The 13213-nt window shown below is 60.2% G+C and carries 8 protein-coding genes; 1 reads left to right on the forward strand and 7 read right to left on the reverse strand.

The genetic code is table 11. The features are described from left to right. Positions 1–146 precede the first annotated feature (146 nt). Complete coding sequence (locus SR894_RS19165; RefSeq protein ID WP_223288552.1) at positions 147–2198, forward strand: NADH:flavin oxidoreductase; 2052 nt, start codon at positions 147–149, stop codon at positions 2196–2198. Positions 2199–2238: 40 nt separating this feature from the next. Here the strand turns inward: SR894_RS19165 and SR894_RS19170 are convergent, their stop codons facing one another. The 7 genes from SR894_RS19170 to fdhA all read right to left on the reverse strand — a co-directional run bounded on the left by SR894_RS19170 (position 2239) and on the right by fdhA (position 12977). Further along, a complete protein-coding gene (locus tag SR894_RS19170; RefSeq protein WP_133732023.1) occupies positions 2239–3090 on the reverse strand; it encodes an ABC transporter permease in 852 nt (283 codons plus the stop codon). Between the two features lie 3 nt (positions 3091–3093). After that, a complete protein-coding gene (locus SR894_RS19175) occupies positions 3094–4347 on the reverse strand; it encodes an ABC transporter permease (RefSeq protein ID WP_166650391.1) in 1254 nt (417 codons plus the stop codon). A gap of 90 nt (positions 4348–4437) precedes the next feature. Further along, positions 4438–5547 (reverse strand): extracellular solute-binding protein, encoded by a 1110-nt coding sequence (locus SR894_RS19180; RefSeq protein ID WP_223288553.1) that lies wholly within the window; start codon positions 5545–5547, stop codon positions 4438–4440. Positions 5548–5626: 79 nt separating this feature from the next. After that, complete coding sequence (locus SR894_RS19185) at positions 5627–6766, reverse strand: ABC transporter ATP-binding protein (protein ID WP_223288554.1); 1140 nt, start codon at positions 6764–6766, stop codon at positions 5627–5629. Positions 6767–7054: 288 nt separating this feature from the next. Beyond that, the gene (gene fdhF, locus SR894_RS19190; protein WP_223288555.1) at positions 7055–9889 is read right to left on the reverse strand and encodes a formate dehydrogenase subunit alpha; all 2835 of its coding nucleotides are present in this window, start codon (positions 9887–9889) and stop codon (positions 7055–7057) included. Between the two features lie 11 nt (positions 9890–9900). Then, on the reverse strand, positions 9901–11619 hold the full coding sequence (locus SR894_RS19195; RefSeq protein WP_133732019.1) for an NAD(P)H-dependent oxidoreductase subunit E: 1719 nt from the start codon (positions 11617–11619) through the stop codon (positions 9901–9903). A 167-nt stretch (positions 11620–11786) separates the two neighbouring features. Next, on the reverse strand, positions 11787–12977 hold the full coding sequence (gene fdhA / locus SR894_RS19200; RefSeq protein WP_041159045.1) for a formaldehyde dehydrogenase, glutathione-independent: 1191 nt from the start codon (positions 12975–12977) through the stop codon (positions 11787–11789). Between the last annotated feature and the right edge of the window lie 236 nt (positions 12978–13213).

Genomic DNA, 13213 nt, shown 5'->3' on the forward strand with positions numbered 1-13213 from the left:
CCTGATCGGCTAACACCACCTACCTCCCAGCCGTACCAGCGGTTAAACATGCTCGCCTCGCAATGTACATCACTGAACATTTAATTGACAACAATGAACAGTAGCGCCTAGATTTATTAAATACACAATAAAATAGAGCGCTACCCATGGTTAACGATCCGCTGCTGCAGCCCTTCCAGCTCAAACATCTCACCCTGAAAAACAGGCTGATGATGACAGCCCATGAGCCTGCTTATCCTGAGGATGGGATGCCCAAGGCACTCTACCGTGCCTACCACGTCGAACGAGCCAAGGCAGGCCTTGGTCTGACCATGACTGCCGGATCCGCGGCGGTGGCCAAGGACAGCCCTCCCGTGTTCAACAACATCCTCGCCTATAAGGATGAAGTAGTGCCCTGGATGCGTGAGCTGACCGACGCCTGTCACGAGCACGGTACCGCAGTGATGATCCAACTCACCCACCTGGGCCGGCGCACCCGCTGGGACAAGGGCGACTGGCTGCCAGCGGTGTCGCCATCTCATCGTCGCGAGGCATCCCACCGCGCTTTTCCCAAGCAGGTCGAGGATTGGGATATCGAGCGCCTGATCCGCGACTACGCCGATACCGCCGAGCGAATGCACGCCGCCGGTCTCGATGGCATCGAGTTACAGGCCTATGGCCACCTGATGGATCAGTTCTGGTCGCCGCTGACCAACACCCTAGAGGCGCCCTACGGTGGCGATCTCGACAACCGGCTGCGCTTCACCTTCGAAGTGCTGCGCGCCATTCGCCAGCGGGTGGGTGAAGCGTTTATCGTAGGCGTGCGCTACACCGGCGACGAGATGCTGCCGGGCGGGCTGACCTCCGGCGATGGGATGGAGATATCGCGGCGCTTGAAGGGTAGCGGCCTGGTCGATTTCCTCAACGTGGTTCGCGGCCACATCGACACCGACGCAGGGCTCACCGACGTGATTCCCATCCAGGGCATGCCCAGCGCCCCGCACCTGGATTTTGCCGGTGAAATACGCCGTGAGATCGACTTCCCCACCTTCCATGGCGCCAAAATCCAGGATGTCGCCACTGCCCGTTATGCCATCGCCTCAGGCAAGGTCGACATGATCGGCATGACCCGTGCCCACATGGCCGACCCGCACATCGTACGCAAGATCGCCGAAGGGCGGGAGGAAGAGATTCGCCCCTGCGTCGGCGCCAACTACTGCCTTGATCGCATCTATCAAGGCGGTGCCGCCTACTGCATCCATAACGCCGCCACCGGGCGCGAAACCACCATGCCCCACACCATTCCCAAGGCGGCACAGCAACGGCGAGTCATCATTATCGGCGCAGGGCCAGCGGGGTTGGAAGCCGCTCGTGTTGCCGGTGAGCGTGGCCATTCGGTGGTGGTATTCGAAGCCGCCAGCGATGCTGGAGGGCAGGTACGTCTTACGGCGCAGAGTGAGCGACGTCGCGAGATGCTGGGCATCATCGATTGGCGCCTGGCGCGCTGTGAGGCACTCGGCGTCGAGATCCGCTACAACGTCTGGGCCGAGGCCGAGGACGTGCTCGCCGAAAAACCGGATGTGGTGATCGTGGCCACCGGTGGCTACCCCATGGAAGATCAACCCACGGACGGTAGCGACTTAGTCGTCAATACCTGGGATATTCTTTCCGGGCACGTACCACCGGGCAAACGGGTATTGCTGTTCGACGATGCAGGCGACCATGCAGCCCTGCAGGCGGCAGAGATCATTGCCGCCGCGGGGGCCGAGCTCGAGATTATGACGCCGGATCGCACCTTCTCCGCAGAGATTATGGCCATGAACCTAGTGCCCTACATGCGCTCCCTGCAGCGCTCCAACGTCACCTTCACGCCGACTTACCGGCTGAAGTCCGTGCAGCGCGACGGTAGCCAACTGCTCGCCGGAATCACCAGCGATTATGTGGTTCATGACCGGCAGGATATGGATCATGAGCGGCGTATCGACCAAGTGGTCGTCAACTACGGCATCACACCGATGGCCGATATCTATTTCGAGCTAAAACCGCACTCCAGCAACCGCGGCGAGGTGAATTACGATGACCTGATCGTGGGCGCCCCCCAGAGCGTGACTAGCAACCCGGATGGCCGCTTCCAGCTCTTCCGGATCGGCGATGCCGTCGAGTCTCGGAACACCCACGCGGCCATCTACGACGCGCTCAGGCTGGTTAAAGACATTTAGTTTTCGCATCAAACCAACACGGTATCAACGCTGTCTGGGCTCACCCGGGAGTGACTCCCCGAAGTCGCTCGCCGCGACGGCGTAACAGCTCAAGGGTGGTGAGCAGCAGCATCGACAGCAGTACCAGCAGGGTGGCCACGGCAAGGATCGTCGGGCTGATCTGCTCGCGAATGCCCGACCACATCTGGATCGGCATGGTGCGCTGTTCGGGCCCCGCAATGAACAGCACCACCACCACCTCGTCGAAGGACGTAATGAAGGCAAACAACGCCCCCGACACCACTCCCGGTGTGACCAGTGGCAGCACCACCTTGAAGAAGGTTCGCGTGGGATTGGCGCCGAGGCTGTGCGCGGCTCGGATCAACGTGGTGTCGAAGCTCGATAGCGTGGCCGTCACGGTGATGACCACGAAGGGAATGCCGAGCGCCGTATGCGCCAGGATCACGCCCACGTAGGTCTGGGCGAGATTGACCTTGGAAAAGAAGAAGAACATCGCCGCTGCGGAAATGATCAACGGCACGATCATCGGCGAAATCAACAGCGCCATGATCGCGCCACGCGCAGGCATATGCCGACTCGACAATCCCAGCGCCGCCACCGTCCCCAGCACCGTGGCCAGAAACGTCGACGCGATGCCGATGATGAAGCTGTTCTTGATGGCATTGAGCCACTCGCTCGAGGTAAAGAAATCCTGATACCAGCGCAACGAATAACCGGCCGGGTCGAAGGTCAGCATTTCCTTGCTGAAGGTGAAGTAGGGCTCCGCATTGAAGGACAGCGGTATGATCACCAGTAGCGGCCCGATCAGGAACAGGAAGACCAGGCCGCAGATAACCAGAAAGACATAGTGCCAGATGCGCTCGCCACGGGTGGCGTAGGAAGGAATGGCCATGATTTACCCCAGCTTGACCTTGTCGACGCCGATCAGACGATTGAACACCAGATAACAGATAATCACCACGAACAGCAGGATGGAGGCAATCGCGGCCGCCAGCCCCCAGTTGAGCGATGTCTGCATATGGTAGGCGATGTAATTAGTGATGAAGCGCCCCGATTGCCCGCCCACCAGCGCCGGCGTAATGTAGTAACCGATTGACAGGATGAACACCAGAATGCCACCGGCGGCAATACCCGGAATCGTCAGCGGGAAATAGACCCGGCGGAAGCTCAGAAACGGCTTGCCGCCCAACGAGCGTGCGGCCCGCATGTAGCTGGGGGGGATGGTCTTCATCACCGAGTAGAGCGGCAGAATCATAAAAGGCAGCAGAATATGCGTCATGGCAATGATCGTGCCCATCTTGTTGTGGATCATCTGCCAGCGAGCCTCATCGGCGATCACACCGAGGGCCACCATGACGTCATTGAGCACGCCCTGGGACTGCAGGATGGCGATCCAGGTGGTGGTGCGCACCAGCAGCGAGGTCCAGAACGGCAGCAGCACCAGAATCATCAGCAGGTTGGAGTGACGCATCGGCAGATTCGCCAGCAGGAAGGCCACCGGAAAGCCGAGCACCAGCGTCAGCCCCGTGATGACGGCGCTCATCCACAGCGTTCGCCAAAACAGCGTGGCGTGAATCTGCATATATTCCGGCACCTTGACGATCTCGCCGTCCGGGCTCAACTGGCGATCCATCGCCGCCAGATAATACGACATCGTGTAAGGAGACGCCTCGCGCTGGATCAGCTTCCAGGTATCGAGCTCTCCCCAGGTATCGTTGACCTCAATGAGCGACTCACGATAGGGCGGCTCCAGTGTGCCGACGCGGCGCGCCGTGCGGCTGATGGTCGAACGCATGCCCGACTTTTCGTAGTTCAGTCGGCTGGACAGAAGCCCCAGATTGCGTTCCTGCTGGCCTTCGCGGAGATCCTCGGCCAAGGCGGCAAAGACGGCTTCATCGGGTAACGACTCACCGTTCCAGCCTTCCAGCGCGGAAACGGTGCGGGATAAATGGGTAGACACTTCCGGGTTATCGACACTGCGCCAAAGCATTTCGAACAAGGGCATCAGAAAGGCGATAAACAGGAATACCAGTAGCGGTGCCACCAGCAACAGCGCCTTGATTTTCGAGCGTCGCACGGTACGACGCAGACTGACCTTGAGCGGCACACCATCGGCCGTTGTCAGAGGAGCGGCAGGCGGTTCGGACACGTAGGTATCTCCGTCAGGCGAAAGAAGCGACCAGCAACGGTCGGCTATCGGCAGGCCGCCGCCCGATGGTCACCGGGCGGCGGCAGCGCCTTACTGGGACAGCCAGGCGTTGAAGCGCTGGGTCAGCTCATCGTTGTAGTCGGCCCAGAACAGGTCGTCTTTCTGCAGTGCCGTTGCGAAGTTCGGCCCGTAGGTCGGCATGTGCGGCGTCATCTCAATACCGGTTTCGGCATGGGTGGACACCAGCTCAGAGGAAGACTTGCGCGCCGGGCCATAGGAGATGTACTGGGCCTGATCAGCAAGGCGCTGGGTATCGGTGGCGAAATGCAGGTAATCCTTCACCTTGTCGAGCTTGCCGGTGGGCACAACCCAGCCATCCAGCTCGAACACCTGCGCATCCCAAATGATCTCAAAGGGCTGGTCTTCGGTGACCATGGCATTGAAGATACGGCCATTATAGGCAGAGGCAAAGGCGACTTCCTGATCGGCTAGCAGCTGAGGCGGTTGGGCACCCTCTTCCCACCAGATGACTTCATCCTTGATGGTATCCAGCTTGGCGAAGGCACGCTGCACGCCTTCTTCGGTCTCAAGCATGGCGTAGACCTCATCACGATCGACGCCATCGGCGATCAAGGCCCATTCCATGTTGTTGATCGGCTTGCGCAGCAGGGCCCGCTTGCCGGGATAGTTTTCCAGGTCGAAGACATCCTCGATGGTGCTGGGCTGATCGTCCTCGGGGAACATCTCGCTGTTGAAGGCGACGATATTGGAATAGACGATAGAGGCCACGAAGCAGTCACCCAAGGCACCGTCGACGAAGTCCTCGCTGGGCGGCGTGCCATCCGGCGCGTCGGCCAGCAGTTCATCATGGTCGAGCGGCTCGATAAGGCCTTCGGCACAGGCGATCATGGCATCGGCGGGAAGCATGTCGACCAGATCCCAGGTCACGTTGCCGGCCTGGGATTGCGCGCGCAGTCCGGCCAGGGCATTACCGCTGCGGTCGATATTGACGATCTCGTCGCCGGTCTTCTCCATCCACGGCTTATCGTAGGCCTCGTGCTGGCTCATGCTGTAAGCACCGCCCCAGGACACAATGTTTAGCGTCTGCTGGGCATGGGCGCTGACCGCCACGGCCAGTGCCGAGACCCCCAGGGCAGCGACACCTGTCTTGACAATGCGATTGCTGATGTTGATTTTCATAATAATTCTCCGTTTATTGTTGCCATCGCCGCCGACACCATTAGGTGCCGATAAACGGCGTACTTGACTGCCGTCCTGCTCATGCATCCAGCGCGCGGCAATCGGAACTCGACCAGCCAACCTGAATGTGCTGGCCAGGACGCATAACGCCAAACCCTTGGGCATTGGGCGTTTTGAGAATAAATTCATCATTGCCGCACACCGAAAGGCGCGTGCGCAGGTGGTCGCCAAGGTAGATGACCTCTTGCACCGTGGCGGTGAACTGGTTGTCGAACTGCTCTGCGGCGTCGTTGCGCATAATGCTGACCCGCTCGGGACGCAGCGATAGCGTCGTCCGCGAGCCCACGCCGCTCACCGCCACCGGTTTAGCAATCACGGTGTCGCCGCTGTCGAGTCGCACCTTGCAATTATCGCCGATGCGCTCGATGACCTCGCCAACCAGCCGATTGTTCTCGCCGATGAAATACGCCACGAAGGCATTTTCCGGTCGTTCGTAGAGTTCATCCGGTGAGGCCAACTGCTGCACAATGCCGTCGTTGAAGACCGCTATGCGGTCGGACATGGTCAGTGCCTCGGTCTGGTCGTGGGTGACGTAGATCATGGTTACCCCGAGGCGGGCGTGAATGCGCTTGATCTCATACTGCATCTCTTCGCGAAGATTCTTGTCCAGCGCGCCCAGCGGCTCATCCATCAACACCAGCTCAGGCTCGAACACCAGCGCCCTGGCCAATGCCACGCGCTGCTGCTGGCCGCCGGAGAGCTGCGCAGGGCGGCGGTCACCAAACTCTTCAAGGCGCACCATGGCCAGTGCATTGGCGACTTTTTCCTTGATCTCCGCCTTGCTGAGGTGGCGCACCTCGAGCGGGAAAGCAAGGTTCTCGGCCACCGTCATGTGCGGGAACAGCGCATAGTTTTGAAAGACCATGCCAATGCCGCGCTTGTGCGGCGGCAAGCCACTGATCGGCTCGTCTTTGAGCAGAATCTCGCCGTGGGTAGGGGTTTCGAAGCCTGCCATCATCATCAGGCAGGTGGTCTTTCCGGAGCCCGAAGGCCCCAGCAGGGTGACGAATTCACCCTTTCGGATATCAAGATTGAAGTCCTTGACGACCAGTTCGACACCGTCATAGCTCTTCTGGACATTGACGAAGCGGGCAAAACTCGACGGCTCTTCCGTGGTTGCCGCACTCGCCTCCCCAGCGTCTGCAAGGGTCTCGTTCATGCACATTCCCCGTTAAAAGTTCCGTTGCGCCAAGGTCAGTGCGCGACTCCACATACCTGCCCCACGCACCCTTTGGAACTCTGTTGATTTATATTTTTTTACTAATGCTTGGTAACGACCATAAGGCGAGATTACATCGCATTACAATTTTTGAGGGGACAATTAGCGTTGAATATCAACCTGTCACAAGCGCAGCAACGTCAACTAGGGAAGCGGTTTGACCATGCCTGGAAATAAAAATGCCCATGGAATCTTCCTCCATGGGCAGGGGTGGGGAGTCGTGATCGATCAGGCCACGTCCGAGCGGCTCAGTCGGCAGGCGGCGTACTTGAACTCGGGAATTTTCCCGAACGGATCCAGCGCCGGATTGGTGAGTAGATTCGCCGCCGCTTCGCCGTAACAGAAGGGCACGAAAACCATGCCTTCGGGCATTCCCGGGTCGGTTCTCGCCTTGAGGGTGATGGATCCTCGCCGGGTGGCAATGGTCAGATCATCGCCCGGGGCGATACCCAGTCGGATAAACTCAGCGGGCGCCAGGCTCGCCACGGCTTCCGGCTCCAGGTCATCGAGCACTTTGGCACGGCGGGTCATGGAACCCGTGTGCCAGTGCTCCAGCTGGCGACCGGTGGTCAGCACCGTAGGATAGTCGTTATCTACCGGCTCATCCGGTGGCAGCGGGCGCGTAGGCGCGAACTTCGCACGACCACTGACGGTTGGGAAGGCCTCGCTGAAGACCACGTCGTGCCCAGGTGCGTCCTCCGCTGGGCAGGGATAGGTCACCGACTGCTCGCGCTCCAAACGCTCCCAGGAAATATGGTCGAGAGAGGCCATGCCTTGTTTCATCTCGGCGAAGACGTCCCGTGGATGCTGGTAATTCCAGTCCAGGCCAAAGCGTTTGGCGATTTCCTGGATAATCCACCAGTCCGGCTTGGCCTGGCCCGGTAGCGGCAACGCCGCACGTCCCATCTGCACTTGCCGATTGGTGTTGGTGACGGTGCCGTTTTTCTCAGGCCAGGCGGATGCAGGCAGGATGACATCGGCAAACTGGGCAGTCTCCGTGACAAACAGATCCTGCACCACCAGATGTTCCAGCTTGGCCAGGGCGGCCCGGGCATGGGCCAGATCCGGGTCGGACATCGCCGGGTTTTCGCCCTGGATATACATGCCGCGAATGGTGCCCGCGGTGATGGCATCCATGATTTCCACCACGGTGAGACCCGGCGTGGGATCCAGTTTGGTATTCCACAGCTCTTCGAACGCCGCACGAACCTGATCATCATTGACCGGCTGGTAGTCGGGCATGACCATGGGAATCAGGCCGGCATCAGAAGCCCCTTGAACGTTGTTCTGCCCCCGCAAAGGGTGCAGGCCGGTGCCAGGGCGACCGGTCTGGCCGCAGGCCAAGGCCAGCGAGATCAGGCAGCGGGCGTTATCGGTACCGTGGGTGTGCTGGGAAATGCCCATGCCCCAGAAAATCATTGCCCGCTCGGCGTTGGCATATAGCCTGGCCACTTCGCGAATGGTCTCGGGCTCAACGCCGCACAGGCCGCTCATCGCTTCGGGGGTCATGTCCACAGTATGCGTCTTCAATGCCTCAAAGCCTTCGGTATGCTCGGCGATATAGGCCGTGTCATAAAGCTCTTCGCTGATGATCACATTGAGAATGGCATTAAACAGCGCCACATCGGCGCCGGGTGAAAAGCGCACGCTCAGGTGGGCATAGGCATCCAGCGACTGACCACGGGGGTCGAGAATCACTATCTTGGTACCGCGTTTGGCGGCCTGTTTAAAGAAGGTGGCCGCCACCGGATGGTTTACCGCGGGATTACAGCCGGTAAGAATCACCACGTCGGCCTGGCTGGCCTGCATAAAGGAGGCGGTTACCGAGCCTGAACCAATACACTCCATGAGTGCCGCCACGGAGCTTGCGTGGCATAAGCGGGTACAGTGATCCACATGGTTGGAGCCAAAGCCGGTACGCACCAGCTTCTGGAACAGCCACGCCTCTTCGTTGGAACACTTGGCGCTGCCGAACCCCGCCAGGGCATCAGGGCCATGGGCCGCTTTAAGGTTCACAAGCCCGCTGGCGGCAGCCTCCAGGGCTTCGTCCCAGCTCGCCTCGCGGAAATGCGTCAAGGGCTTGGCTGGGTCGAAGTCCGGGTCGATTCCTTTTGCGACACCCTCGCGACGAATCAGCGGAGTAACAAGCCGGGATGGATGGCGCGGATAGTCATAGCCGAAGCGGCCTTTAACGCATAGCCGGTTCTCGTTAGAGGGGCCGTCGCGGCCCTCCACATAAAGGATCTCATCGTCCTTGATATGGTAGGTGAGCTGACAGCCAACCCCGCAGTAGGGGCATACCGAGTCGACCTTACGGTCGGCGACGGCAGAATCGCCGTGGCCCGCCTGATCGACCAGGGTAGCGGGCATCAGGGCGCCGGTGGGGCAGGCCTGAACGCACTCGCCACAGGCCACGCAGGTGCTATCCCCCATAGGGTCGTCGAAATCAAACACGATCTTGGACGCCGCCCCCCGGTGAGCCAAGCCAATCACGTCGTTAACCTGTACTTCGCGACAGGCGCGCACACACAGGTTGCACTCGATGCAGGCGTCAAGATTGACGCGCATGGCCGAGTGGCTGCTGTCCTGCGCCATGCTATCCGCCCGGGACGCCACATGGTGCACGGTGGGCGCCTCACGCTCTTCGCGCCTGGGCAGCTTGCGGCGCACCGCCGTGGCATCAATGGCGAGCTGGTCAGCCATGGCCCAGAAATGGCTTGAGCTGTCGGGGCTCGCTTCCCGCTCGGGCTGATCGACCACCAGCATTTCCATGACCATCTTGCGAGCGGTGTGCGCGCGTTCGGAGTTGGCGCTCTTGACCACCATACCGGGGGCCGCTTCGCGCAGACAGCTGGCGGCTAACGCCCGCTCGCCCTCGATTTCCACCATACAGGCGCGGCAGTTGCCGTCGGCGCGGTAGCCGCTGGCATCCTTGAAACACAGGTGGGGAATGGTCTCGCCGGCGCGCTTGGCTACCTGCCAGAGGCTTTCACCGGGGTAAGCGCTGATTTCAACGCCGTCCAGCGTCAGGGTAAAGCGGTTGTTTGCGTTCTGTTCGCTCATGCTGGCCTCCTTTATCCCTTGACGATGACGTTCTGGGCGGCAAGTTCGCCGCGAAAATCCTTGAGCAGCCCCAGCACCGGGTTAGGCGCCGCCTGGCCGAGCCCGCAAATGGAGGCATCGATCATTACCTGGGAAAGCTGCGTCATCAGCCCAGCATCCCATTCGTTGCGCTCAAGCAGGGAGAGCATTTTTTCCGTGCCCACCCGGCAGGGTGTGCATTGCCCACAGGACTCGTCAGCGAAGAACGCCAGCAGATTGGTCGCGACCCCGCGCAGATCGTCCTGATCGGAGAGTACGATTACCGCCGCGGAACCGATAAAACAGCCGTGCTCCTGAAGGGTGTCAAAGTCGAGGGGGATATTGGCCTTGGCCGCCGGCAGAATGCCACCCGAGGCACCGCCGGGCAGATACGCCGCTAGTCGGTGGCCGTCAGCCATGCCGCCACAATACTCGTCAACCAATTCGCTGAGCGTAATCCCCGCAGGCGCTAAATACACGCCTGGGCGCTTAACCCGGCCCGACACCGAGAAACTGCGCAGCCCTACGCGGCCGTGGCGCCCCTGACTGGAGAAAGCCTCAGCGCCGCGCTGCCAGATCATCGGGATCCAGTAGACGGTCTCGACGTTATTGACCAGCGTTGGGCGGTCAAAGAGCCCCTTCTGAGCCACAAACGGAGGACGATGGCGGGGCTTGCCCGGCTTGCCTTCCAGGGACTCGATCATCGCCGACTCTTCGCCGCAGATATAAGCCCCCGCGCCGCGGCGCAGCACGATGTAACCCGGCGTCACCAGGCCCGCGGCTTCAAGCTCGCCAATCGCCTCGCGCACCACGCTATGTAACGCTGGGTACTCATCGCGTAGGTAGATATACAGCGCCTCGGCGTCTACCGCCCAGGCACTGACCAAGGCCCCTTCAAGAAACTGGTGCGGTGAGCGCTCCAGGTAATAGCGATCCTTGAAGGTACCGGGCTCGCCTTCGTCGGCGTTGATAGCGCAGTAGCGGGGGCCGGCCTCCTGGCGCACGAAATACCATTTTTTGAAGGTAGGGAAACCCGCGCCCCCCAAGCCGCGCAGATTGGCCTGCTGCATCGCTTCCATCAACGCTTCTACTGTAACGCTGCCGTCGCGACAGGCCTGGAGCAACGCCATACCGCCCTCGCGGCGATAGTCATCCAATCGCTGCCAGTCGACGGGATCCGGGTGAAAGTGGCCCTTTTCGATCACCGACGCGATCTGCGCCTGGGTGGCGAACGGCACATGGTGGTGGCCTACTTCGACTACCGGCGCCGTGTCGCAGCGCCCCATGCAGGGCGCCCTCAACACCCGTACCTGCTCGATATCCACGTTCGCTTCAAGCTGTGCCTTAAGCGCCTCAGCACCGGCCAACTGGCAGGTGAGGGAGTCGCAAACGCGAATGGTCACTGCCGGCGGCGGCAGCTGATCGTCGTGGACGACGTCAAAGTGGGCATAGAAAGTGGCCGTTTCGTAGACGGTCGCCATGGGCAAGTTCATGTAAGCCGCCAGGGCTCGCAAATCCGCCAGCAGTAGATGGCCTCGGGTGTCCTGAATGTTGTGTAAATGTTCAATGAGTAGGTCGCGGCGGCGCAGCGTGGCGTTCTGTCGTTCGTCGCCCAGCAGTTCACGCAACCCCTCAAGAAGACTGGGATCGAGATCACGGCCGCGGGGCTTGCCGCGAAAGCGGCGCTTGGGGGTCACGGTCTGGACGGTCATGGGGTACTCATTATTATCTTGATCGGTTTTATACCGGATGAACAAAAACGGCACCCCGCGGGGCGCCGTCTAGGGTCGCACTAACCTGCCCTAAGCCTGGGGTCAGGGCTTGTTACTCAGGCCTTGTTGCTCAGTACTTACTTGCGCAGTACTTCTTAAATAAGCTATTAAGCCACGCTGCCATGGGGGTCAATGACGAATTTCTTAGCAGCGCCGCCATCGAAGTCGGCATAGCCCTGGGGTGCCTGATCCAGAGTAATCATCTGGACATTCACCGCATCGGCAATATTGACCTTGCCAAACAGGATTGCCTGCATCAACGGACGATGGTACTTCATCACCGGACACTGTCCAGTATGGAAGCTGTGAGACTTGGCCCAACCAAGACCAAAGCGCATGCTCAGAGCACCCTGCTTGGCGGCCTCGTCCTCCGCACCCGGGTCTTCGGTCACATAGAGGCCCGGAATGCCAATCTGGCCGCCCGCGCGGGTCAACGACATCGCCGAGTTGAGCACCGTGGCAGGCGCTTCCTTACCGTGATTGCAGCCACAGGCGTGAGCTTCGAAGCCGACGCAGTCGACAAAGGCATCGACCTCACGCTCGCCGAGGATCACCTCGATCTTGTCGGCCATATCGCCGTCCTGGGTCAGGTCGATGGTCTCACAACCAAAGCTGCGCGCCTGGGCCAGACGCTCTTCGACCATATCGCCGACGATCACACAGGCCGCCCCCAGCAGCTGAGCGGAAACCGCAGCCGCCAGACCTACGGGGCCAGCACCGGCAATATAGACAGTGCTGCCGGGGCCAACACCGGCAGTCACGCAGCCGTGGAACCCCGTGGGGAAGATATCGGAGAGCAGGGTCAGATCTTTGATCTTCTCCATGGCCTGATCGGCATCCGGGAACTTCAGCAGGTTAAAGTCGGCATAGGGAACCATGACATATTCGGTCTGGCCGCCTACCCAGCCGCCCATATCCACGTAGCCGTAGGCGGCGCCAGGACGGGCGGGATTGACGTTGAGGCAGATACCGGTGCGGCCTTCTTTACAGTTGCGGCAGCGACCGCAGGCAATGTTGAACGGCACAGAAACCAGGTCGCCGGGTTGAATAAACTCGACGTCGCGACCGCACTCGACGACCAGGCCGGTGATTTCGTGACCAAGCACCAGGCCCGATGGTGCAGTGGTACGGCCGCGTACCATATGCTGGTCGCTGCCACAGATGTTAGTGGTAACTACCTTGAGAATCACGCCGTGATCGCATTTGCGATTGCCGAGGGCGAGTTCAGGATAGGCAATGGACTCAACGGCGACCTCTCCCGGCCCCTTGTAGACCACTCCGCGGTTGGCTGCATTCATGGCTAGCTCCTGTGGCTTATTGTTCTGTTCATGATGGTTGATTGCGCTATCCCACCCTATCCCCTCCGCGCCTTGGGACTTACCCCAAAAAGGCACTCACATATCTATTCAAGACATCCTAGCCAAGATGAATAGATAGAGGTCGCTTTCACGACACTCCCCTTTTGCGACAGGCCCAACAATTCATAGCGTCGGCAATGTAATGCAACGCCGACATCTAACAAGAGCCACCAAGG

It is taken from the genome of Vreelandella neptunia (genome assembly GCF_034479615.1).
GTDB classification, from domain to species: Bacteria; Pseudomonadota; Gammaproteobacteria; order Pseudomonadales; family Halomonadaceae; genus Vreelandella; species Vreelandella neptunia.

Bases quoted from the DNA above. Each gene is read 5' to 3' on its own strand.
- SR894_RS19165 (WP_223288552.1), top strand. From the start codon at position 147: ATGGTTAACGATCCGCTGCTGCAGCCCTTCCAGCTCAAACATCTCACC.
- SR894_RS19170 (WP_133732023.1), bottom strand. From the start codon at position 3,090: ATGGCCATTCCTTCCTACGCCACCCGTGGCGAGCGCATCTGGCACTAT.
- SR894_RS19180 (WP_223288553.1), bottom strand. From the start codon at position 5,547: ATGAAAATCAACATCAGCAATCGCATTGTCAAGACAGGTGTCGCTGCC.
- SR894_RS19185 (WP_223288554.1), bottom strand. From the start codon at position 6,766: ATGAACGAGACCCTTGCAGACGCTGGGGAGGCGAGTGCGGCAACCACG.
- fdhF (WP_223288555.1), bottom strand. From the start codon at position 9,889: ATGAGCGAACAGAACGCAAACAACCGCTTTACCCTGACGCTGGACGGC.
- SR894_RS19195 (WP_133732019.1), bottom strand. From the start codon at position 11,619: ATGACCGTCCAGACCGTGACCCCCAAGCGCCGCTTTCGCGGCAAGCCC.
- fdhA (WP_041159045.1), bottom strand. From the start codon at position 12,977: ATGAATGCAGCCAACCGCGGAGTGGTCTACAAGGGGCCGGGAGAGGTC.